The 22,347-nt window shown below is 73.6% G+C and carries 24 protein-coding genes; 1 reads left to right on the forward strand and 23 read right to left on the reverse strand.

The annotated features are described in order from the left end of the window. Positions 1–36: 36 nt before the first annotated feature. Genes hisH through hisD form a run of 5 tightly spaced genes read right to left on the reverse strand, consistent with a single transcriptional unit; the run spans position 37 to position 3,836 of the window. Positions 37–669: an imidazole glycerol phosphate synthase subunit HisH gene (gene hisH, locus ABZU69_RS15450; protein WP_354964979.1), complete on the reverse strand. Its 633-nt coding sequence runs from the start codon at positions 667–669 to the stop codon at positions 37–39. Further along, positions 666–836 carry a hypothetical protein gene (locus ABZU69_RS15455; RefSeq protein ID WP_354964980.1) on the reverse strand — a complete coding sequence of 57 codons (171 nt, stop codon included), beginning with the start codon at positions 834–836 and terminating at the stop codon, positions 666–668. The genes hisH and ABZU69_RS15455 overlap by 4 nt, the downstream gene beginning before the upstream one ends. Beyond that, entirely contained in the window at positions 836–1,447 is a 612-nt protein-coding gene (hisB, locus tag ABZU69_RS15460; RefSeq protein WP_354964981.1) for an imidazoleglycerol-phosphate dehydratase HisB, read from the reverse strand. The genes ABZU69_RS15455 and hisB overlap by 1 nt, the downstream gene beginning before the upstream one ends. Continuing rightward, on the reverse strand, positions 1,447–2,517 hold the full coding sequence (locus tag ABZU69_RS15465) for a histidinol-phosphate transaminase (RefSeq protein ID WP_354964982.1): 1,071 nt from the start codon (positions 2,515–2,517) through the stop codon (positions 1,447–1,449). Before ABZU69_RS15465 ends, hisB begins: the two co-directional genes overlap by 1 nt. Beyond that, positions 2,514–3,836: a histidinol dehydrogenase gene (gene hisD, locus ABZU69_RS15470; protein ID WP_354964983.1), complete on the reverse strand. Its 1,323-nt coding sequence runs from the start codon at positions 3,834–3,836 to the stop codon at positions 2,514–2,516. The genes ABZU69_RS15465 and hisD overlap by 4 nt, the downstream gene beginning before the upstream one ends. A gap of 105 nt (positions 3,837–3,941) precedes the next feature. On the opposite strand from hisD, the gene ABZU69_RS15475 reads away from it, so the two are divergent. Further along, a complete protein-coding gene (locus tag ABZU69_RS15475; protein ID WP_354964984.1) occupies positions 3,942–4,646 on the forward strand; it encodes an LON peptidase substrate-binding domain-containing protein in 705 nt (234 codons plus the stop codon). Here ABZU69_RS15475 and ABZU69_RS15480 read toward each other — a convergent pair. From ABZU69_RS15480 to ABZU69_RS15565, 18 genes are all read right to left on the reverse strand, one after another. Then, on the reverse strand, positions 4,561–5,361 hold the full coding sequence (locus ABZU69_RS15480; protein WP_354964985.1) for a DUF2567 domain-containing protein: 801 nt from the start codon (positions 5,359–5,361) through the stop codon (positions 4,561–4,563). The genes ABZU69_RS15475 and ABZU69_RS15480 overlap by 86 nt on opposite strands. 82 nt (positions 5,362–5,443) lie before the next feature. After that, the gene (locus ABZU69_RS15485; protein ID WP_354964986.1) at positions 5,444–7,003 is read right to left on the reverse strand and encodes an AAA family ATPase; all 1,560 of its coding nucleotides are present in this window, start codon (positions 7,001–7,003) and stop codon (positions 5,444–5,446) included. Between the two features lie 74 nt (positions 7,004–7,077). After that, entirely contained in the window at positions 7,078–8,106 is a 1,029-nt protein-coding gene (locus ABZU69_RS15490) for a hypothetical protein (RefSeq protein WP_354964987.1), read from the reverse strand. Positions 8,107–8,148: 42 nt separating this feature from the next. Beyond that, the gene (locus tag ABZU69_RS15495; protein WP_354964988.1) at positions 8,149–9,093 is read right to left on the reverse strand and encodes an RluA family pseudouridine synthase; all 945 of its coding nucleotides are present in this window, start codon (positions 9,091–9,093) and stop codon (positions 8,149–8,151) included. Further along, positions 9,090–9,704 carry a signal peptidase II gene (lspA, locus tag ABZU69_RS15500; RefSeq protein ID WP_354964989.1) on the reverse strand — a complete coding sequence of 205 codons (615 nt, stop codon included), beginning with the start codon at positions 9,702–9,704 and terminating at the stop codon, positions 9,090–9,092. The genes ABZU69_RS15495 and lspA overlap by 4 nt, the downstream gene beginning before the upstream one ends. Positions 9,705–9,768: 64 nt before the next feature. Then, positions 9,769–10,188, reverse strand: a complete 420-nt coding sequence (locus ABZU69_RS15505; protein WP_354964990.1) for a TraR/DksA C4-type zinc finger protein — start codon at positions 10,186–10,188, stop codon at positions 9,769–9,771. A 225-nt stretch (positions 10,189–10,413) separates the two neighbouring features. Next, positions 10,414–11,913 carry a potassium/proton antiporter gene (locus tag ABZU69_RS15510; protein WP_354964991.1) on the reverse strand — a complete coding sequence of 500 codons (1,500 nt, stop codon included), beginning with the start codon at positions 11,911–11,913 and terminating at the stop codon, positions 10,414–10,416. A gap of 22 nt (positions 11,914–11,935) precedes the next feature. Continuing rightward, on the reverse strand, positions 11,936–12,241 hold the full coding sequence (locus ABZU69_RS15515) for a DUF167 domain-containing protein (RefSeq protein WP_354964992.1): 306 nt from the start codon (positions 12,239–12,241) through the stop codon (positions 11,936–11,938). A gap of 10 nt (positions 12,242–12,251) precedes the next feature. Continuing rightward, on the reverse strand, positions 12,252–12,959 hold the full coding sequence (locus ABZU69_RS15520) for a hypothetical protein (protein WP_354964993.1): 708 nt from the start codon (positions 12,957–12,959) through the stop codon (positions 12,252–12,254). An 80-nt stretch (positions 12,960–13,039) separates the two neighbouring features. Beyond that, positions 13,040–13,843, reverse strand: a complete 804-nt coding sequence (locus ABZU69_RS15525) for a DivIVA domain-containing protein (RefSeq protein WP_210911619.1) — start codon at positions 13,841–13,843, stop codon at positions 13,040–13,042. Between the two features lie 44 nt (positions 13,844–13,887). Beyond that, positions 13,888–14,193: a YggT family protein gene (locus ABZU69_RS15530; RefSeq protein ID WP_354964994.1), complete on the reverse strand. Its 306-nt coding sequence runs from the start codon at positions 14,191–14,193 to the stop codon at positions 13,888–13,890. 28 nt (positions 14,194–14,221) lie between these two features. Further along, positions 14,222–14,911: a cell division protein SepF gene (gene sepF, locus ABZU69_RS15535; RefSeq protein WP_354964995.1), complete on the reverse strand. Its 690-nt coding sequence runs from the start codon at positions 14,909–14,911 to the stop codon at positions 14,222–14,224. Between the two features lie 191 nt (positions 14,912–15,102). Next, positions 15,103–15,846 (reverse strand): YggS family pyridoxal phosphate-dependent enzyme, encoded by a 744-nt coding sequence (locus tag ABZU69_RS15540; protein ID WP_354964996.1) that lies wholly within the window; start codon positions 15,844–15,846, stop codon positions 15,103–15,105. Positions 15,847–15,855: 9 nt separating this feature from the next. Beyond that, a complete protein-coding gene (gene ftsZ / locus ABZU69_RS15545) occupies positions 15,856–16,971 on the reverse strand; it encodes a cell division protein FtsZ (protein ID WP_089019751.1) in 1,116 nt (371 codons plus the stop codon). 255 nt (positions 16,972–17,226) lie between these two features. Beyond that, positions 17,227–18,045, reverse strand: coding sequence for an FtsQ-type POTRA domain-containing protein (locus tag ABZU69_RS15550; protein WP_354964997.1), 819 nt, complete (start codon positions 18,043–18,045; stop codon positions 17,227–17,229). Next, positions 18,042–19,610, reverse strand: a complete 1,569-nt coding sequence (gene murC, locus ABZU69_RS15555) for a UDP-N-acetylmuramate--L-alanine ligase (protein WP_354964998.1) — start codon at positions 19,608–19,610, stop codon at positions 18,042–18,044. The genes ABZU69_RS15550 and murC overlap by 4 nt, the downstream gene beginning before the upstream one ends. After that, entirely contained in the window at positions 19,607–20,713 is a 1,107-nt protein-coding gene (gene murG / locus ABZU69_RS15560) for an undecaprenyldiphospho-muramoylpentapeptide beta-N-acetylglucosaminyltransferase (protein WP_354964999.1), read from the reverse strand. Before murG ends, murC begins: the two co-directional genes overlap by 4 nt. Beyond that, on the reverse strand, positions 20,713–22,152 hold the full coding sequence (locus tag ABZU69_RS15565; RefSeq protein WP_354965123.1) for a putative peptidoglycan glycosyltransferase FtsW: 1,440 nt from the start codon (positions 22,150–22,152) through the stop codon (positions 20,713–20,715). The genes murG and ABZU69_RS15565 overlap by 1 nt, the downstream gene beginning before the upstream one ends. Positions 22,153–22,347 lie beyond the last annotated feature (195 nt).

The raw sequence follows: 22,347 nt of genomic DNA on the forward strand, positions 1-22,347 counted from the left end.
GACCCCCGCCGGGCGAGCGCCGGGCGGCGACGACGCTCAGCCACCACTGGGCAGCGTGGCGAGCCAGTTACGCAGCAGCGCGGCACCGGTGTCGGCGGACTTCTCCGGATGGAACTGTGCCGCCGAGAGCGGACCACGCTCCACCGCGGCGACGAAATCGGTGTCGTGGTGGGCCGTGGTCACCGTGGCGCCGGTCGCGGCCAGCGCCGCCGGGTCACCCATCGCGTACGAGTGGACGAAGTAGAACCTGCTCTGCGCCGGCATGCCCGCGAAGAGCACCGAGTCCCGGGGCGCCCGGACCGTGTTCCAGCCCATGTGTGGCAGCCGGGTCGCGGCCAGCCGGGTCACCCCGCCCGGCAGCAGACCGAGCCCCTTGGTCACCACACCGTGTTCGTCCCCGTGCTCGAAGAGCACCTGCATGCCCACGCAGATGCCGAGCACCGGTCGGTCGGCGGCCACCCGCTCGGCGATCACCGGGCCGGCGCCGAGCGCCTCGATCCCGGCCATGCACGCCGCGAAGGCGCCCACCCCCGGCACCACCAGACCGTCGGCCGCGGCCGCGGCCGCGAGGTCGTCGGTCACCCGCACGTCCGCGCCGGCGGCGGCCAGCGCCCGCTCCGCGGAACGCAGGTTGCCCGAGCCGTAGTCGAGCACCACGACGCCGGTCATGAGCCCGAGTCCGGGAGCAGCCAGAGCACCCCGCCAGCGGTGGCCAACACGGCCAGGAGCGCGGTGACCACCACCGCGGCCTGCGGCGCGCCCTGCCGGTACAGCGACCACACCCCGCCCACCAGCACCCCGGCCAGGATCAGCAACAGCGTCGGCAACACGCGCATCAGAGAGCGCCCTTCGTGCTCGGGATCGCGCCCGCCGCCCGCGGGTCGATCGCGGTGGCCTCGCGCAGCGCCCGGGAGACCGCCTTGAACTGCGCCTCCACCACGTGGTGCGCGTCCGGGTTGCCGCCCGGCAGGGACGCCCGCAGCACGTCGACGTGCAGGGTGATCCGGGCCGCCTGGCCGAAGGACTCCCAGATGTGCCGGGTCATGCTGGTCGGGTACACCGGGCCGATGTACGGCGCCAGCGCCGGCTCGTCGTGCACCACGTACGGCCGGCCGGACAGGTCCACGGCGGCCCGGACCAGCACCTCGTCCATCGGGACGGTCGCCGAGCCGTACCGCCGGATGCCGGCCTTGTCGCCCAGCGCCTGGTCGAACGCGGCGCCCAGGGCGAGCGCGGTGTCCTCCATGGTGTGGTGCGCGTCGATCTCCAGGTCGCCGACGGTGCGCACGGTCAGGTCGTAGCCGCCGTGCCGGGCGATCTGGTGCAGCATGTGGTCGTAGAAACCGACCCCGGTGCTGATCTCGGCCGTGCCGGTGCCGTCGAGGTCGATCTCGACGAGGACCTTGGTCTCCTTGGTGATCCGCTCCACCCGGGCGGTCCGGCTCATCAGAATGTCTCCATCGCAGAAAGGAAGGCGTCGGTCTCGGCGGGGGTGCCGGCGGTGACCCGCAGCCAGCCGGGCAGGCCGACGTCGCGGACGAGCACCCCCTGCGCCAGCAGTGCGCGCCAGGCGGCGCCCTGGTCGCCGCCCACCTCGAAGAGCACGAAGTTGGCGTCGCTGTCGGCCACCCGCAGCCCCCGACCACGCAGCGTCGCCACGATCCGGTCCCGCTGCGCCATGATCGCGCTCACCGTACCGAGCAGGGCGTCCCGGTGGGCCAGTGCCGCGCGGGCGGCGGCCTGGGTCAGCACGGAGAGGTGGTACGGCAGCCGGACCAGTTGCACCGCCTGCACCACCGCCGCGTCGGCCGCCAGGTAGCCCAGTCGTCCGCCGGCGAAGCCGAACGCCTTGCTCATCGTCCGGGTCACCACCAGCCGCGGGTGCCCCGGCAGCACGGCCAACGCGCTGACCGTGCCGGGCCGGGCGAACTCGGCGTACGCCTCGTCGACCACCACCATGCCGGGCGCGACGTCCAGCACGGCGGCGATGACCGCCGGGGCCAGCGCGGTGCCGGTGGGGTTGTTCGGCGAGCAGAGGAAGACCACGTCGGGCCGGTGCTCACGGACCTGGGCCACCGCCTCGTCGGCGGTCAACCCGAAGTCGACGCCGCGCCGGGCCGGCACCCACCGGGTGCCGGTGCCGAGGGCCAGCAGCGGGTGCATCGAGTACGCCGGCACGAAGCCGAGCGCGCTGCGGCCCGGACCGCCGAACGCCTGGAGCAGCTGCTGCTGGATCTCGTTGGAGCCGTTGGCCGCCCACACCTGCTCGACGGTGAGCCCGTGCCCGAGGTACCCGGCCAGGTCGGCGCGGAGCGCCACCGCGTCCCGGTCCGGGTAGCGGTTCAGGTCGCGCAGCTCGGCCGCGAGCGCCTTGCCGATCGCGTCGGCCACCGGCTCCGGCACCGGGTAGGAGTTCTCGTTCGTGTTCAACCGCACCGGCACGTCCAGCTGCGGCGCGCCGTACGGCGACAGCCCGCGCAGGTCGTCGCGGATCGGCAGGTCGTCGAGTGAGCTCACGCCGACCCCCCGGGGAAGCGGGCCCGGACGGCCTGGCCGTGCGCGGGCAGGTCCTCCACGGTGGCCAGGGTGACCACGTGCGGGGCCACCTCGCGCAGCGCGGCCTGGGTGTACTCGATCAGGTGCACGCCGCGCAGGAAGGACTGCACGGACAGCCCCGACGAGTGCCGGGCGCAGCCGCCGGTGGGCAGCACGTGGTTGGAGCCGGCGCAGTAGTCGCCGAGCGACACCGGCGACCAGGCACCCACGAAGATCGCTCCGGCGTTGCGTACCCGCAGCGCCCACTCGCGGGCGTCGACCGTCTGGATCTCCAGGTGCTCGGCCGCGTACGCGTCGACCACCCGCAGCCCGGCCTCGAGGTCGTCGACCAGGACCACGCCGCTCTGCTCGCCGGTCAGCGCCGTGGTGACCCGCTCGGTGTGCTTGGTCGCCGGCACCTGCCGGGCCAGCTCCCGCTCGACCGCCTCGACCAGCGCCACCGACGGCGTGACCAGCACGCTCGCGGCGAGCGGGTCGTGCTCGGCCTGGCTGATCAGGTCGGCGGCCACGTGCGCCGGGTCGGCGGTGTCGTCGGCCAGGATGGCGATCTCGGTCGGACCGGCCTCGGCGTCGATGCCGACGACGCCCCGCAGCAGCCGCTTGGCGGCGGTCACCCAGATGTTGCCCGGGCCGGTGACCAGATCGACCGGCTCGCAGCGCGCGTCGCCCGCCGGATCCACCGCCGCCCCGTACGCCAGCATCGCCACCGCCTGGGCGCCGCCCACGGCGTAGACCTCGTCGACGCCGAGCAGCGCGCACGCGGCGAGCACCCGGGGGTCGGGCAGGCCGCCGTTGTCCTTCTGCGGTGGGCTGACCACCACCAGCGAGCGCACCCCGGCCGCCTGGGCCGGCACCACGTTCATCACGACGGTCGACGGGTACATGGCCAGCCCACCGGGGACGTAGAGCCCGACCCGGTCGACCGGCAGCCACCGCTCGGTGACCGTGCCGCCGGGCACCACCTGGGTGGTGTGCTCGGTACGCCGCTGGTCGGCGTGCACCCGGCGGGCGCGGCTGATCGACTCCAGCAGCGCGGCGCGCACGTCCGGGTCGAGCACCCCCTCGGCCTCGGCGATCGCCTCGACCGGCACCCGCAGCACCTCCGGGGAGACGCCGTCGAACCGCTCACTGGCCTCCCGGATCGCCGGGTACCCATGCTCCCGGACCGCCTCCACGAGCGGCCGGATCCGCTCGACGGCAACCGACACGTCGAGCTGGGCACGGGGCAGCAGGCGGCGCGGGTCACCGAGACCATTGCGCAGGTCGATCCGATTCAGCACCCTTGCGAGTCTAGGCGGCCGGACCGGAGCGCACCCGGGCCGCCCGTCCGCCGGGACGGTGAGCCGGGCCACGCCGACGTGGGCGAGATTGGCTAGGCTCCACCTGTGACCGCACGGCTGCCGGTGTTCCCGCTCGCAACGGTGCTCTTTCCCGGGTTGGTGCTGCCACTGCACATCTTCGAGGAGCGTTACCGAGCCCTGGTCCGGCACCTGGTCGGCCTGCCCGAGGGCGCCTCGCGCGAGTTCGGGGTGGTCGCCATCCAGGCCGGCTGGGAGGTGGCGCCGGCCGGTCCCGGCGCCCGGCCCACACCCGCCGGCGGCGAGGTCACCCTGCACGAGGTCGGCTGCACCGCCGAGCTGCGCCAGGTGACCGAGCTGGCCGACGGGGGCTTCGACATCGTCACGGTCGGGCGGCGCCGGTTCCGGATCGCCGAGGTCGACGAGAGCTCCGCGCCGTACCTGACCGCCGAGGTCGAGTGGCTGCCCGAGCCGGCCGGGCCGGACGAGGTGGCCGACCTGCTGGCCGCCCGGGTGATCGCCGTGTTCCGGCAATACCTGGGCCTGGTCCGGTCCGACCCGGAGGAGATCTCCGAGCAGCTCCCCGAGGACCCGACCGTGCTCTCCCACCTCGTGGCGGCGACCGCGGCGCTGACCGTGGACGACCGGCAGCGGCTCCTGGCGATCGACGACACCGCCGCCCGGCTCCGCGCCGAGCTGCGGCTGCTCAACCGCGAGGCGGCTCTGCTGCGTCAGGTGCGGGCGGTTCCGGTGCCGCTGGCGGAGCTGGCGTCCCCGCCGACACCCAACTGAACGCGGTCGGGTCGGGCTCCGGCTCCGGGCGCAGCGACGGCCAGCGCGACCAGCCGGCCAGCAGGGTGTACGTGATCGCGGCACCGAACGCCGGCAGCAGCAGGTTGCCGTGCGGCACCGGCAGCACGCCGAGCAACCAGTCGACGCCGCCGGCCCGCAGGTCGGCGGGTTTGGTGAAGGCCTGGCCGGCCGGGGCGGTGTCCAGCAGCCGGTCGAAGGTCGCCAGGCCGATCCGCCGACCCACCTGCCAGGCCACCGGCGCGGCGGCCAGCGCGCCCAGCACGGCGGCGATCAGCCCGACGGGGCCGCGCCGGCGGCGCAGCACGAACCACAGGCCGAGCGCCGCGAGCACCCCGAAGGCGAGCCCGAGCAGGCTGAACCAGCCGTCCGCGGCGATCGGCTGCTCCGGCTGCGGCTCGGCGTAGATCGCGCCCTCAGCGGTCTTGAGCACCGGGGTGTCGGGCGCGAGCGCGGCCCAGAGCAGCCCGAGCGGCGCACCCAGCACGGCCAGCGCGAGCACGACACCGGCCACCGTCACCCCGGTCCGCGCCGGCCTGCGCGGCGGATCGGCCGGGACGGCGCCGAAATCCGCGTCCACGTCCGGTGGCCCCCCGCCGGCACGCTGGTCCGTTACCGGGTCGGCCGGTGTCGATGGCGCGGACGACTCGACGCCGGGCGGCGTGGGCCGGTCGGATTCGGGGCTGTCGGGGTTCACCCGATGATCCTCTCAGCTCGCCGCCCGGGCCGTGCACGGTCATCCGCGCTCCCGCCCGATGACGTGACCGCACCGCCTCCGGTCAGCGGGCGAACGGCTCCACCATGACCGAGGCGGCGCGCAGCCACGCCTGCCTGGTCTCCGACTGGAGCTGGTGATACTCGATCGACGACCCGGTCTCGAGCGCCGGGTCGTAGGGCACCACGGCCACCGCGCGGGTACGGGTGGCGAAGTGCCGTTCCAGGTCGTCCTGCAGGGCGGAGCGGCCCGGCGTGGGGCAGGAGATGAGCGTGATCGCGTTGTCGGCCAGCTCTCCCATGCCCTCCTCGTGCAGCAGGTCGAGCATCCAGTCGGCGCTGAACGCCGCGTCCTCACGCGGCACGGTGGTCACCACCAACTGGTCGGCGGCCTGCATCACGGTGCGCCAGTTGGCGCTCTCCACGTTGTTGCCGGTGTCCACGCAGACCACGTCGTGGGTACGCCGCAGCAGCTCCAGCACCCGCCGAACGGTGAACTGGTCCAGCCGTTGGGCGAAGCGCGGGCTCTCCTCGCCGGCGAGCACGTCGTACGAGCCGTCGGAGGCGTGCCGCAGGAAGTCGTCCAGCCGCTCCAGCAGGGTCGAGCCCTCCAGGATCTCGATCTGGGCCAGCTCAGTGATCAGGTGGCGGATGGTCCGGGCGTGCCGGGCGCTGCCGGCGCGCAGCCCGAGGGTGCCGCGCAGCTCGTTGTCGTCCCAGGCCAGCACGCCCCGCCCCCGCACGCTGCCGACCGTGGCCGCGGCGAGCACCGTCGCGGTGGTCTTGTGCACCCCGCCCTTGGGGTTGGCGAACGCGAACACCCGCGGAGTGCCGAGGTCGCGGCGGAGCACCCCGGTGGCCCGCTCCAACTCCTGGTCGACGCCCTGCGGACGCCATTCGATACGCGGCGGGTAGCCGCGCTCGGCGATGGCCGAGCTGATCGGCGGAGCGGGCGGTGGGACGACCGGCGGGGCCGGCGGCGGCGTGACCGGCGGGGCGGACGGGGACGGCGGGGGCACGGGGTAGCCGGTCTCCGGCTGGTAACCGGTCTCCAGCAGCGCGTACCGGGACTCCACCGGCGGGTTGCCGTGCCGGTAACCGTTGTCCAGCATCGCGTAACGCGACTCGACCGGCTCGGCCTGGCGGGACGGCGGCTCGGGCTCGGGCCGGTACGCCGGCTCCGCCCGATAGCCCGGCTCCGGACGGTACGCCGGCTCAGCGCGGTACGCGGGCTCGGCGCGGTAGGCCGGCTCGGCCCGATACGCCGGCTCGGCCCGGTAACCCGGCTCGCCCCGGTGGTCCGGCTCCGGCCGGTACGCCGGCTCGGCCCGATAGGCGGGGTCGACCCGGTAGGTCGCCTCGGCCCGGTAACCCGGGTCCGCGCCGTACGACAGCTCGGCCGGATGCCCGATGGCCGACGCCCGCCCGGCGTAGCCGTCGGGGGCCGCGCGCCGCGGCAACGGATCCGGCGGCGGTTCGTCGGCTCGCCGCTCCGGTTCGGTCTGCTCGGGGGCGCGGGCGCCGTGCCGGGCGCGGTCCAGCAGCGCCCGCCACCTCGGCGCTGGTTCGGCCGGCCGGCCCCAGCCGGTCTCACTGCCCTCCACGGCCCGCCCTCCCAGCGCCATCGATCTCCGTCTGACAGGCTACGAAGGAAACCCTATTCGGACCACACCACGGCACGCACACCACCCGGCGCAGATCACGACGGGGAGGGCGTCGGTGGCCCGGTGCCGGTGGCGTCCGGCGAGGTGGTGACGCTCGGCGGGGCCGACTCGGTGGGACCGGTCGTCGACGGTTCGGGTGATGGGATCGTCACGACCGGTGCGGGTTCCGACGATTCGCCCATCGTTGCCGAGGGCACCGGCGCGACCGGCGGCGACTCAACCGGCACCTCCGGGGTCGGCTCCGCGCTCGGCCCGGTGTCGGCCGGCGGGCGGACCACGTCCTGCTGCTCGGGCAGTGGCGGCGTGAAGACCGTGCGGTCCAGCCGGTACACCTCGGGGGCGGGGTCGACCGCCCGCACGTCCGGCCGGGTCGCCACACCGCGCAGCGCCACCGGCGCCGCCCGCACCACCGCCGCGTACACGCAGGCGCAGCCGGTCCGGTACCCGGCCGCCTCGGCCGCCGCCACGGCCGCACCGCTGGCGTACCGCTCGCGCAGCTCCCGCACGTCCGCGCCGTCGCCGCTCACCGCGGCGGCCTTCGCCCGGTAGTCCGCGGCTTCGGCGTCCTTGCGGGCGGCCACCTGCGCCATTCCGGCGACCACGTCGTCCGGCACCCGCAGCGCGGGAATCTTGACGATCTCGGTCTGCCGGCCGGGCAGCGGGACCCGCCCGAACACCGTCGAGACCGACACGTCGCCGAGCACCGCCGCCAGTCGCTGCGGCGGCAGGTACGCATCCAGCGTGACCAGGGCGTAGGTCCCCTCCCCGGTGGCCGGGGCCGCCGTGGGCAGCGCGGCCAGGTCGGCCGCGGCGGACCGCAGGTAGCCGGGGACGGAGTCGCCGTCGACCACCCCGACCCGGGTCACCTCGCCCACGGTCCGGTCGCCGACCGGAGCGTCGTCGACGGCCCAGACCGCGGTGCCCAACACCGCCGCCGAGGAGAGCAGCGCGGCCCAGGTGAGCACCCCGGACCGCGCCGACCGGTCGCCCAGCCGGGCCACGGCCCGGGTCAGCGGCGGCAGCAGCCGTTGGTCCAGCTGCCGCAGCAGGTCGCCGGCGCGCACGGGCGGGATCCCCTCGTCGGATCGGTGTCGGGCGGTCGCCGCTCAGTCACGCAGGATCTGAAGCGCGCGGTCCAGGTCGTCAGGGTAGTCGCTGACGAACCGGACCTCGTCCCCCGTTCGGGGGTGCAGAAAGCTCAACTCGCGGGCGTGCAGCCACTGTCGGGCCAGCCCAAGCCGGGCCGACAGGGTGGGATCGGCGCCGTAGGTGAGGTCGCCCACACAGGGGTGCCGCAGGGTTGAGAAGTGCACCCGGATCTGGTGGGTGCGGCCAGTCTCCAGGCGGACGTCGACCAGGCTGGCCGCCGGGAACGCCTCCAGCGTGTCGTAGTGGGTGATGCTCGGCTTGCCGCCGGAGACCACGGCCCAGCGGTAGTCGTGGGTGGGGTGCCGGTCGATCGGCGCGTCGACGGTGCCGCGCAGCGGGTCCAGGTGCCCCTGCACCACCGCGTGGTAGCCCTTGTCCACCTCGCGGTACTTGAAGGCCCGCTTCAACGCGGTGTACGCCTGCTCGCTCTTGGCCACCACCATGATCCCGGTGGTGCCCACGTCCAGCCGGTGCACGACGCCCTGCCGTTCGGCGGCGCCGCTGGTGGAGATGCGGTGCCCGATCGCGGCGAGGGCGCCGATCACCGTCGGGCCGGTCCAGCCCGGGCTCGGGTGCGCGGCCACGCCGACCGGTTTGTCCACCACCACGATGTCGTCGTCGGCGTACACGACCCGCAGGCCCGGCACCGCCTGCGGCACCACGATCGGCGGGGCGACCGGCGCGGGAAGCGTGACGTCCAGCCAGGAGCCGGCCTTGACCTTGTGCGAGTTGGCCCGGGCGGTGCCGTCGACCAGCGCGTCCCCGGCATCGACCAGGGCCGCGGCGGCGGTACGGGAGAGCCCGAACAGCCGGGACACCGCCTGGTCCAGGCGCATCCCGTCGAGCCCGTCCGGCACGGGCAGTGAACGGTGGTCGCCGCCGGCGGCGAACGCGGAGGTCACGCCCGCTCCCGCTGGTCGGCGTCCTGGGTGGCGCTCGCGTCGGCGGGGTCGCCGTCGCGGCCGACCCGTCGGCCGTCACGCTGGCGGCCGGTCAACTCCAGCAGCACGGCCAGCAGCACACCGCAGACCAGCGAGCTGTCGGCAAGGTTGAACACCGGCCAGACCTGGCCGTACGGGTCGAAGAGGCTGACCATGTCGACCACGTGCCCGTGGAACGGGGAGGGCGCCCGGAAGATCCGGTCGACGAGGTTGCCCAGCGCGCCGCCGAGCACCAGCCCGAGGGAGATCGCCCAGGGCAGCGACCGCAGCCGCAGCGCCATCCAGACGATCCAACCGACCACCCCGATGGTGATCAGCGGGAAGACCCAGGTGTGGTCCGCGCCGATGCTCCACGCCGCACCGCTGTTGCGGGTCAGACTGAAATAGACCACCCCGCCGAGCAGCCGGACCGGCTCCCGGTCGGTCAGCGTGGCCAGCGCGAGGTGCTTGGTGACCAGGTCGGCCAGCAGGGCCACCAGGGCGACCCCGGCGAGGATCGCGACGGCCCTCGGCCGGGGTTTGTCGCCGCCCGGGTCGGTACGGCCGGGTTCGGCGGACGGTACTGCGGTCATGCGCTCCCCATCGACAGTCTCGGCGGTGATCGCTCACCGTCTCATCGCCGCCGGGGAGCGGACCTCAGCGCCGCTCCTCCAGCTGCTTGCACGTCACACACAGGGTGGCCGACGGGAAAGCGGCGAGGCGCTCGACCGGAATCGGGTTGCCGCACCGCTCGCACCAGCCGTAACCACCCTCGTCGAGGCGCTCCAGGGCGCGCTCAACCTGCGTGATCCTTTCCAGGATGCTGTTGGCGAGAGAGATCTCCTGCTCCCGCTCGAGCGTCTTGGTGCCGGTGTCGGCCTGGTCGTCCCCGGCCAAGTCGGTCAGCCGATCGCGCTGCAGCTCGGTGATCTCACTCAGCGTCTGATCGTACTCGGCGCGAAGCTCGTCCCGCCGCGCCGCCAACGCCGCCCGGATCTTCTCGGTCTCCGCCGCGCTGCGGGTGGCCTTGGCCACCGGCTTGCGGCCGGCGGTCCTGGTGTCGGCTGGCTTCGCCATGGGTCGCTCCCTCGGCCGCGGAACCGCGTGGACCGCGGCACCTGGTCAGGGGGCGCCGACCAGGGCGTCCCCTATGTACGAAAAGGGGCGCGCGGCGACGATGGCCGCGCACTCCGGAGGTTGGCAAGAATACGGAACGTACAGGCGTCCGACAACGTGCCGCACCGTCGCACCGCTTAAGAGCCCCGAGCCCTGCCTAACTGGGGCAAAAGGAACGCTAGCAGATCAAAGGTCCGCCTCATCGCCGTACTCACCAAACCACCGGGCCAGCCGACCCCGCCTGCTGACGGCCCGCAACCGGCGCTCGGCGGCGTCGCGTACCCCGCCGGTGGCGACGATCAACAGGCTGTCGCCGGTCTTCAGCCGGGTGTCCGGACCGGGCACGAAACCCACCCCGTCCCGCAGCACCAGGGTGACCGAGGCACCCAGCGGCAGCCGCAACTCGTCGACGTGCACGCCGGCCAACCGCGAGCCCGTCGGCACCTCCAACTGGAGCAGATCGGCCCGCATCCGCTCCAGCGGGGCGGTCTCCACGTGGATCTCGGTGGCCTCGGCCGGCGCGGTGATCCGCAGCCGGCGGGAGAGCGGCCCGAGCGTCCCGGTCTGCACCAGCGTGAAGATCACCACCAGCACGAAGACCGCGTCGAAGAGGCGCTCCGCGCCGGGCACCCGCTCGGAGAGCGGAATGGTGGCCAGCACGATCGGCACCGCCCCGCGCAGCCCCGCCCAGGACAGGAACGCCTGCTCGCGCAGGCCGACCCGGAACGGCAGCGCCGACACGACCACCGACAGCGGCCGGGCCAGCAGCACCAGCGCCAGCCCGGCGACCACCGCCGGCAGCACCGCCGCGTCCAGCCGGCCCGGCGAGGCCAGCAGCCCGAGCAGCACGAACAGACCGATCTGGGCGAGCCAGGCCAGCCCATCGGCGAAGCCGAGGATCGCCTGCCGGTGCGGCAGCCGGGCGTTGCCCAGCAGCACCCCGGCTACGTAGACGGCGAGGAACCCCGAGGCGTGCAGCACCGCTCCCGCGGCGTACGCCAACACCGTGATCCCCACCGCGGCGATCGGATACAGCCCGGCCGAGGGCAGCGCCGCCCGGCGCAGCGCCCAGGTGCCGGCGACACCGGCGCAGACCCCCACCGCGGCCCCGACACCCAGCTCGTAGGTGACCAGGGCGGCCTCGTACCACCACGGGTGCGACAAGCCCCGGTGGGACAGCAGCACCACCAGCAGCACCACCGGGGCGTCGTTCATGCCCGACTCGGCCTCCAGCGTCGCCACCAGCCGGGGCGGCAGGCGCAGCCGGCGCAGGGTCGCGAAGACGGCGGCCGCGTCGGTGGAGGAGAGCACCGCGCCGTAGAGCAGCGCCAGCCGCCAGTCCAGCCCGAGCAGCAGGTGCAGGGCGACGCCGACCAGCACGATGCTGACCACCACACCCACCGTGGACAGTGCTGCGGACAGCCCGAGGACCGGCCGCAACGTGCTCCACCGGGCGGTCAGGCCACCCTCCGCGATGATCACGATCAGCGCGCAGAAGCCGAGGGTCCGGGTCAGCTCGACGTCGTCGAAGCGGATGCCCAGCCCGGCCTCGCCGATCGCCACGCCCAGCGCCAGGTAGACCAGGAGGCTGGGCACCCCGAGCCGGGTGGAGAGCCGGACCGCGCCGACCGCCACGAGCAGCACCCCCGCGCCGAGCAGCAGCGCGATATCCAGCCCGGGCGTCACGGTTGCCTGGCCCGGACGTTCCTCACCCCACGGATCCGTCGCGCAGCCGGCGCAGCACCCCGGACAGCTCCGGGCCGGGACGGTCGACGAGGAACAGCTTGTCCCGGCTGGCCGCGCCGGTACGCAGTGACACCGAAGCCGGCCGGACGCCCAACGCGCCGGCCAACGCCCGGCGGGCGGCCTCGGTGGCCCGACCGTCCACGGCCGGGGCGTGCACCGCGATCACCAGGGCCGGGCCGTGCGGGCCGTCGAACCGGCCCCCGACCCGGTCCCGGGAGGAGCCGGGCTTCACCCGCACCGCCACGGTGAGCGTGTCCTGCGCGGGCACCGGTGCCGCTTCAGATCGGTCGGGCGTCGGCGAGCAGGGCGGTGGCCGGCGCACACTGCGCGCACGGGGTGAAGCCGAGCTCGACGGCCTCGGCGACCGGGAGCGTCTCCGACGCCCGGCCGACGAGGTGCGGGCAACTGGCGAGGTGGTAGCGGGGGCGACCGTCCACCACCTGGACGGGGTCGGGCAGCCGGGCCACCCGGGCCGCCTCGGCGGGGGTGACCGGCTGCGCGGCCGGCTCCTCGTCCCTCATGCCATCGGCCGTTGGCGCATCGACGCCGGACGCCTCGTCGGCCGGCGCCGGGAAGGGCGACGCCTGACTGGCGGACGAGGCGTTGGAAGCGTGGTCGGCGGTCGCGAACGGTGGCCCCTGGTCGGCCGGCGGCTCGGGTGGTTGCCGCCACCCGGTGCCGCCGGTACCGACCGTCGTGGGCATGTGCTGGATTGGCACTTCCGGCTCGACCAGCGGCGGCCCGTACGCGACTCCCGGCCCGGCCTGGTTGGCCGTGCGGGGTGCTCCGGGGCTCCGCCGGCCGGTCCGGCCGGGCTCCGCCATGACGCGGTTGGCGGCTGCCTGGCGGGCGCCCACCACCAACGCCACGGCGGCCAGCAGACTGGCCGCGATGGAGATGATCAACATAATGCTGGAACCACCGGCCAGGCCGAGCACCAGTAGCACCACCGCGACGAGGATGAGCAGGAGACTCGCGACTATCACGGCTCACCCCCGCCGCGTCGTACCGTCCAGGCGGGGCCGGCGACCGTCACCATCTGCGGACAGCGATCGCCGGCCGGTGCTCAGCGTCCGGCTTCGAGGGCGCCGGAGCGCCCGCCGCCGTACGAACCGGCGAGACCCGCGGCGGCCAGCCCGTTGCCGCCGGCGACCCGGCCTGCCTCGGAGCGGGTCATCTCGGCTTCGAGGCCCTGGCCGCGACCGTCGAGGTCACGCAGCTGGCTCTCCAGGTACGCCTTGAGCCGGGTGCGGTACTCGCGCTCGAACTGCTTGAGCTCCTCGATGTGCTTCTGCAGCGCCGTGCGCTTGGCGTCCAGGCCGCCCATGGCCTCCTGGTGCCGCTGGCGGGCGTCCCGCTCCAGGGCGTCGGCCTTCGCGCGAGCCTCGCGGGTCACCTCCTCGGCCTTGCCGCGGGCCTCGGACAGGAGCTGGTCGGCCTCGCGACGCGCGTCGGACACGTGGTCGTCGGCGGTGCGCTGGGCCATCATCAGCACCCGCAGGGCCTGCTGCTCACCGTCACCGGTGACCGCACCCGGGCCGCCGGTCGCGCGGACCTGCTCCAGCTCGGACTGCATGGCGCGGGCGGCCTGCTCGGCCGCTGCCTTGTCGCGCTGCACCCGGTCCAGCTGTGCCTTGACGTCGTTGAGCTCCGCCGCGAGTCGGGCGTCGCCGCCGGGGCCGGCGGGGGCACCGCCACGGCCGCCGCGCTCCACCTGGGCGCGCAGCTCGTTGTTCTCCTCGATGAGACGGGCGAGCTCGCGCTCAACCTCGTCCAGGAAAGCGTCGACCTCCTCCTCGTCATACCCCCGCTTGCCGATCGGCGGCTTTTTGAAGGCGACGTTGTGTACGTCGGCCGGGGTCAGCGGCATCGAAACTCCTCGGGTCAGTTGCGGCCGCGAAAGCGCGTCGGTCATCAGGCAGATGCCCTGATCGACGGCCCTAACACGAACTCCATCAGCACGAACAGGATAACCAGGAGCACAAGGGAGGCCAGGTCAATGCTCACGGTACCAATTCGCAGCGGAGGGATCACACGCCTCAACGCGTTGAGAGGGGGATCAGTGACGCTCCACACGGATTCCAGTCCCGCCGATGCTCTGCGCCCCGGCTGCCACCGGCGGCCGTACTGCAGGACGGCGCTCAGCACAAACCGGGACAGAAGAAGGAGCAGGAAGACATAAAGGATCAGGTACAACACTTGCAGCAAGATCGACAACACGGTCAGCGACGTCCCTCGGGTCGGGCGATCAACTCAGACTGAAAAAGCCGCCCTCAGCGATCTTGGCCTTGTCCTCCGCGGTGACCTGGACATTGGCCGGTGAGAGCAGGAACACCCGATTGGTCACGCGCTCGATCGTACCGCGCAGCCCGAACGCCAGCCCGGCGGCGAAGTCAACCAGACGGCGGGCATCGGCCTCATCCATCTCGGTGAGGTTGATGATCACCGGAACCCCGTCGCGGAAGTGCTCACCGATGGTGCGCGCCTCCCGGTACGTGGTCGGGTGCAGCGTGGTGATCTGGTAACGCTGCTCCTCCTCGGGCGCCCGCTCCCGTGCCGTGACCTGCGGCGCGAGGGCAAGGTTGTCCCGGGTGTGGTACGTCAGCGCGCCGGAGGTCTCGCCAGCCGAGGACCTGGTGATCGACCGGACGCTGGACCGCTCGACCCGCTCCGGACGCTCGCCGTCGCCCCGGTCGGAGTCACCGACCCGCCCGTTCGAACGCTCGGAGAGCCGACTCCGCTCGCCGGCCCGCGGCCGGGGAGCCGGCGGCTCCTCGGTGTCCTCGTCGTCCTCGTCGGCGAACTCCTCGGCGTACCGGCTCTGCCGGTAACGCGAGTCGCGGTAGCCACCCTTGTCGTAGCCACCGTCGTCGTAGGCCCGCTCATCGTCCTCTTCGACCAGACCGAGCCAGACCCCCGCCTTGCGCAGTGCACCCATCCCGCGCCCTTCCGTCCGCCGTGCGGCACGCGCCCCCGTGCCATGTCGCCCGTCGCGAGTGGACAAACATGCCCATCGGACCGGAACGGCAATCCCCCTGGCGCGCGATTCGCGTCGCGCGCCACGACCCCCGACTGGGAGACGCCGTTCCTGAAACAACACTGATGTAATTTGCTTCTCTCGCGGTCAGGCTACCGCAGCGTGGGGCGCATTCCGAGCAACGCGCTACCGACGCGGACATGTGTCGCGCCGTATTGGATCGCGATTTCCAGGTCGCCGCTCATTCCGGCGGACAACGCGACCGCTCCCGGATGGACCAAGCGAAACGCCTCGGCCACCTCGGCCAGCCGGGCGAAGGCCCGCTCCGGCGCCCAACCCAGTGGCGCCACCGCCATCAGGCCGGCCAACCGCATCGTCGGCGAGTCGACGACCGCCTCGGCCACCGGCTCCAACCCGACGCCCGGGTCGGCCGAGCCCGGCAACGCGCCGCCCCGGGCCGGGTCGCCGTCGATGCTCACCTGGATCAGGGCGGCCAGCGGTCGCTCCCGCCCGGCCGCCGCGGTGGCCAGCGCCCGGGCCAGCCGGACACTGTCGACGGAGTGCACCACGTCGGCGTACCGGACCACCGAGCGGGCCTTGTTGCGCTGCAACTGGCCGATGAAGTGCCAGCGCGGGCTCACCCCGGCCGCGGCGACCTCGGCGGCCTTGCCGGCCGCCTCCTGGTCGCGGTTCTCTCCCACGTCGGTCACCCCGAGCCCGGCCAGCGCCAGCACGTCGCTGGCCGGGTAGGTCTTGGTGACCGCGATCATCGTGACGTCGGCACGATCCCGGCCGGCGCTGGCGCAGGCGTCGGCGATGCGGGCCCGGACCTGGGCCAGGCCGGCCGCGAGTTCGGCGCGCCGGTCCGGTCGTACCGTGGCTGAGCTGTCGGTCATCGGCGGTGCTCAGGACCCGTTCTTGAGGAAGTCGGGCACGTCCACGTCGTCGAAGAGCACCCGGCGCGGCGACTGGGTCGGCGCCGGCATGGTGGCCGGTGCCGGGACCGGGGCGCTCTGCGCCGCCGGCTGGTTGGTGTTGGTCTTGCGGGCCGGCTCGGCCGCCTTGTACGCCGGCGCTCCCCCGTCGAAGCCCGCCGCGATGACCGTCACCCGCACCTCGTCACCGAGCGCGTCGTCGATCACGGCGCCGAAGATGATGTTGGCGTCCGGGTGGGCCGCGTCGGTGACCAGCTGGGCCGCGTCGTTGATCTCGAACAGGCCCAGGTCGGAGCCGCCGGCGATGGAGAGCAGCACGCCGCGGGCGCCGTCCATGCTCTGCTCGAGCAGCGGGCTGGAGATGGCCGCCTCGGCCGCCTCGACCGCGCGGTTCTCGCCGCGGGCGCTGCCGATGCCCATCAACGCGCTGCCGGCACCGCTCATCACGCTCTTGACGTCGGCGAAGTCCAGGTTGATCAGACCCGGGGTGGTGATCAGGTCGGTGATGCCCTGCACACCGGAAAGCAGCACCTGGTCGGCGGTGCGGAACGCGTCCATCATGCTGATGCCGCGGTCGCCCAGCGCCAGCAGGCGGTCGTTGGGGATGACGATCAGGGTGTCGCACTGGTTGCGGAGTTCGTCTATTCCGGACTCGGCCTGCACCTGACGGCGCTTACCCTCGAAGGAGAACGGCCGGGTCACCACACCGATGGTCAGCGCGCCGAGCTTGCGGGCGATGTTCGCCACCACGGGCGCGCCACCGGTGCCGGTGCCGCCGCCCTCACCGCAGGTCACGAAGACCATGTCGGCGCCCTTGAGCACCTCCTCGATCTCGTCCCGGTGGTCCTCGGCGGCGTTCTTGCCGACGTCCGGGTTGGCGCCGGCGCCCAGCCCCCGGGTCAGCTCCCGGCCGACGTCCAGCTTGACGTCCGCGTCACTCATCAGCAGCGCCTGGGCATCCGTGTTGATCGCGATGAACTCGACGCCCTTGAGCCCAACCTCGATCATCCGGTTGACGGCGTTGACGCCGCCGCCCCCGATGCCGACGACCTTGATGACCGCCAGGTAGTTGTGCGGAGGTGTCATCTCCGGTCCTTTCCTTCGAGATTGGCTTCGGCCGACCGGGTACGGCGTGGCCAGACCAGCGGCCGACGACAGCTGTCACCAGCGAGGATCAGAGCTGAACCATCACCCTCTACTAGAGGCTTACAGTTATGTCAACCACTGATCCTCTTCGGGGCAACGTAAGCGCCGCCGCGCGATGAGCCAAGGACCCGACCGGCGTGTCGCCGCCCGGAGCGCAACGAGTCACCTTTCCGCACCTCGCGGCAAGCCCCTCGGTCAGCGGAAGGTCACCACATCCGGTGCGCTCACGTCGATCCGGTCGGTGTCCTCGCCGAGCAGCGCGGTGGCCACCCGGGCCTTGTCCGTGCTCCGGGTCGCGTCGCCCCACACCACCGTCCGGTCACCGCGCAACCGCAGGCTGATTCGAGCCAACCCCTCCACGGTCACGTCCACCAGCTCGCCACGCAGCTGCGGGGTCAGCGCGACGAGCACCTCGAGCGCGGCCCGGGTGCCCGGATCGTCGGCGGCCGGTCGAGCCACCTTCACCAACGGCAGCTCGGCGGGGCGTCGGGCGACCGTCCGGAACGCCACCCCGGCCCCGTCGACCAGGGCGAACGCCTCCCCCTGCGGCACCGCCGCCACCGGAGTCCGCTCGGTCACCCGGACCACCAGCGCGCCCGGCCAGTCCCGCGACACCGTGGCCCGCTCCACCGGCGCCAACGCACCGACCCGCCGGGCGGCGGCGGCCAGGTCCACCCGGGCCAGCGGCACCCCGTCCGGCACCCCGACCGCATCGCGCACCTGCACCGGGGTGACCAGGCCGGCACCCTCCACCTTCACCTCGCGGACCCCGAACAGCCCGGTGCCGAGCACCGTCCAGGCGACCAGCCCGGCCAGCGCGAGCACCCCGGCGGCCACCGCCCACGGCAGCGCCGCGCGCATCCGGCGCTGGCGGGCCCGGGCCATGAACCGGCGGGTCGACGGTGGGACCGCGTCACGGCCGGCCCGGACCAGCTGCCAGCGCCGGACCGGACCGCGTCGCGCAGCGCCGCCGTCGGCGGCGCTTGTCCGCCCTCGGGCCGGGCCGGGGCTCATCCGGCCGTGGGCGCCGCGCCGTCCGGTGCGGCGGTGCCACCGAGGGCCGCTCCGTCGCCACCGGCGGTCGCCCCGCCGGGCACCGGACCACCGACCGCGGGGGCGGGGGCGGGGGCCACCGGGTCGACGGTCGCGGTCGGCGCGGAGCCGGCGCGCGCGAGCAGGCCGGCCAGCAGCTCGTCACCCATCAGCGAAATCGGCGGGGCGCCCATGGTCACCACCACGTCGCCCTCGCGGGCCCGGCGGATCACCTCGACCGGCGCCTCCTCCCAGGAGTCGACGAAGACCTTCCGGTCGGCGGGCAGCGCCACCGCCTCGATCAGCGCCGCCGAGCCCTCACCGGGCTGGCGCAGCTCGCCCGGCCCGAAGACCTCCAGCAGCACCACCTCGTCGGCGATGGCCAGCGCCTCGGCGATCTCCGCCTGGGAGTCGCGGGTGCGGTACAGCCGGTACGGCTGGAAGACCACGATCAGCCGCCCCTCCCCGGCCACCTCACGCAGCGTCTGCAACGCCAGCGTCATCGAGGTCGGGTGGTAGGCGTACTCGTCGTAGACCAGCACGCCGTCCGCGACACCCTTGCGCTCGAAGCGCCGCCGCACGCCGGGGAAGACCGCCAGCGCCGCCTCCGCCGCCGGCAGCGGCAGATCCAGCAGGTACGCGGCCAGCACCGCGGAGGCGCTGTTCAGCCCCATGTGCCGCCCCGGCACCGGCAACCGGAACTCGCCCAGCGACCGGCCGTCGATCGCGGCCAGGTAGCGCACCCCGCGCGCGGACGAGACGATCTCGGTCAGTCGCAGGTCGGCGTCGGCCGCCTCGCCGTACGTGTGCACCCGCCGCCCCTCGGCGCGCAGGGTCTCCGCCAGCCGCCGCCCGCCCGGGTCGTCGGCGCAGGTGATGATGAACCCGTCCGGGTCGGTGAGCCGGGCGAACTCGACGAACGCCGCCTCCAGCGTCGCGTAGTCGCCGTAGGTGTTCAGGTGGTCCGCCTCGACGTTGGTGATGATCGAGACGTACGGGCGGTAGATGAGGAACGAGCGGTCGCTCTCGTCGGCCTCGACCACGAAGTGCTCACCGGTGCCGTGGTGGGCGCCCGAGCCGACCTCGGAGATCTCCCCGCCGATCACGAACGACGGGTCCACCCCGGCCTGCTGGAGCACCATGGTCACCATCGAGGTGGTGGTGGTCTTGCCGTGGGTGCCGGCCACCGCGATCGCGCGGCGGCCCGTCATGGCCGCCGCGAGGGCCTCCGAGCGGTGCAGCACCCGCAGACCGCGACGGCGGGCCTCGACCAGCTCCAGGTGGTCCTGCGAGATGGCCGAGGAGTAGACGACGGTGTCCACGCCATCGAGGTTGGTCGCCTCGTGGCTGAGGTAGATGGTGCCGCCGAGCGCCCGCAGCCCCGCCAGCGAGGGCCACTCACGCAGGTCGCTGCCGGACACCCGGATGCCCCGGGTGAGCAGCAGCCGGGCCACGCCGAGCATGCCCACCCCACCCACTCCGATCAGGTGAACCGCGCCCAGGTCCTCGGCGGTCAGCGTGCCGGCCGGGGTGAACTGCGCGGTCATCGGGCCACCGCCTGGATGACGAACGAACGCAGCGCCTCGTCACCGTCGCGCCGCCCGTAGGCGGCCGCCGCGGCGCCCATCGCGTACAGCCGCTGCGGGTCACGGATCAGCGGGATGACGGTGCGCTCCAGCCAGGCCGGGGTCAGCTCCGTGTCGTCGACCAGCAGCCCACCGCCGGCCTCCACCACGGGCAGCGCGTTGCGCTTCTGCTCCTGGTTGCTGTGCGGGTACGGCACGTAGATCGTGGGCAACCCGATCGCGGCCACCTCGGCGCAGGTCATCGCCCCGCCCCGGCCCAGCATCAGGTCGGCGGCGGCGTAGCCCAGCTCCATCTCCGACAGGTACGGCAGCGTCACGTACGGCACCGGCAGGTCGGTGGGGATCGGCACCGGCTCGTTGCGGGCGCCCATCACGTGCAGCACCTGCACGCCGTTGCGGGCCAGTTCCTTGGCCGCCCCGGAGACCGCCAGGTTGATCGAGCGGGCGCCCGACGAACCGCCGGCGACGAAGAGCACCGGCAGGTCGGGGCGGAGCCCGAAGTGCGCGCGGGCGGCGTTGCGCAGCGCGTACCGGTCCAGTGTGGCGATGTTGCGGCGCAGTGGCACGCCGACCACGGTGGCGTCGCGCAGCGCCTCGGCCTGGACCGGTTGGTGCGGGAACCCGACCGCGACGTTCTTGGTGAACTTCATGCCCAGCCGGTTGGCCACACCCGCCGGCACGTTCACCTCGTGGATCACCATGGGCAGCTCCCGGCGCCAGGCGGCGAGGTAGGCCGGCACCGAGACGTACCCGCCGAAGCCGACCACCACGTCGGCGCGCACCTCGTCGATCACCTTGCCCGCGGCGCGCGCCGCGGTCCACATCCGGCCCGGGGTGCGGACCAGGTTCATGTTGACCGACCGGGGCAGCTGGTACGCCGGGATCTGCCGCAGGTCGTAGCCGTGCGGCGGGATCAGCTCGTTCTCCATGCCGCGTGGTGTGCCGAGGCAGGTGATCCGGACGCCCGGGTCGTGTCGGCGCAGGCAGTCGGCGAAGGCGAGCAGCGGGTAGACGTGCCCCCCGGTGCCACCTCCCGCGAGCACCACCGAACGCAGCGGACCCATCAGCGTCTCCTCTCGCTCGCCGTACCCCCGCGGCGCCGGTCCTGCCGGACCCCGCGCGGTGCGGCCTGGTCGTCCTGTCGCCGTTCGCGGGACCGGGGCACGGACCCTCGGCCAGCCGACGGCGTCGCCGGCCGGCGACGCCGACCGGGAAGCGGCGGCAACGGGGCCCAGAGTAGTCGGACCCACCGGGCCGGCGGACGGGCATGCAGTGCTCTGGCCGCATCGGGTTCGGCGCGCGCGAAGGACGCCAGCATGCCGATCGCCGCCAACGTCACGACCAGGGCACTTCCGCCGTCGGAGATGAACGGCAGCGGCAGGCCGGTGATCGGCAGCAGCCCGACCACCCCACCGATATTGATCACGGCCTGGCTCACCAGCCAGGTGGTCACCGCGGCGGCGGCGAGCCGGCGGAACGGGTCGTCGACCCGCCGGGCGATCCGCAGCCCGGTGTACGCGAGCACCGCGAACAGGCTGAGCACCACCACGCAGCCGATCACGCCCAACTCCTCGGCGATGATCGCGAAGATGAAGTCGTTGTGCGCCTCGGGCAGCCAGTCCCACTTGAGGCTGCTCTTGCCCAGCCCGACGCCGAACCAGCCGCCGTGCTCGATGGCCAGTCGACCCTGGTAGAACTGGAGGCAGCCGTCGAGCTTGCACTTCTCCGGGTCCGGCGGGTTGAAGAACATGGCCAGCCGGGCGAAGCGGTAGTTCTCCTCGCCCTGCTCGCCGGAGCCGGCGCCCAGCGATGCCACCGCGATGAGCAGGCCGACGCCGAGCAGACCGACCACCGTCAGCACGCCGAAGACCCGCATCCGGACGCCGGCGGCCCAGAGCAGACCCACCACCAGGGCCAGCAGACAGAGCATGGTGCCCGTGTCGTTGTAACCGACCAGGACGAAGAGCAGGCCGACCACCGGGAAGAGCGGGGTGGCCAGCTCGCGCCACCAACCCAGCGCGGCACCCTTGCGGGCGACCAGGTACGCACCCCAGAGCACCATCGCGAACTTGGCCAGCTCGGACGGCTGGAGCTGGATCCCGCCGACGAACAGCCAGTTCAGTCGCGCCTCGACCGGCCCGAACCCGGCCGACCGCTGACCGGTGAGCCGGGCGTAGGCGACCAGCAGGTTCAGCACCAGCAGCAGTGCGACCGAGGTGATCAGCAATGGCCGACCCAGGGATCGGTAGGTGCTGGCGGGCAACCGTTGGCAGGCCCAGAACACCCCGATGCCGATCACCGCGAAGATGGCCTGCTTGGTCACCGAGGCCGAGGCGTTGCCGTCCTCGGCGTAGTCCTTCACGCTGGTCGCCGAGAAGACCATGGTCAGCCCGATCAGCAGCAGCAGGCCGGCGCTGGACAGCAGCAGGTAGTAGGAGGCCAGCGGCCGGTCCAGCAGGCCTCGCAGCGCCGCGAGCCCATCGGCCGCGTCCAGCCCGCGCAGCGGCGCGGCAGCGACCGGGTCCGGCGCGCGCGGCCCCCCGCCCGGCTCGGCGCCGCGCTTGTCGTCCGGGCCGCGCTTGTCGTCCGGGCCACGTGGCGCCGCGGTACGCGACGCACCCGGTGACCGCCGCGGCCGGCCGGCTGTCCTGTCCTCGGTGCCTGGTTCCTCCCCCACCGGGACATCATCACCGCTTCG

This window comes from Micromonospora sp. NPDC005206 (assembly GCF_040608175.1).
GTDB lineage: Bacteria > Actinomycetota > Actinomycetes > Mycobacteriales > Micromonosporaceae > Micromonospora.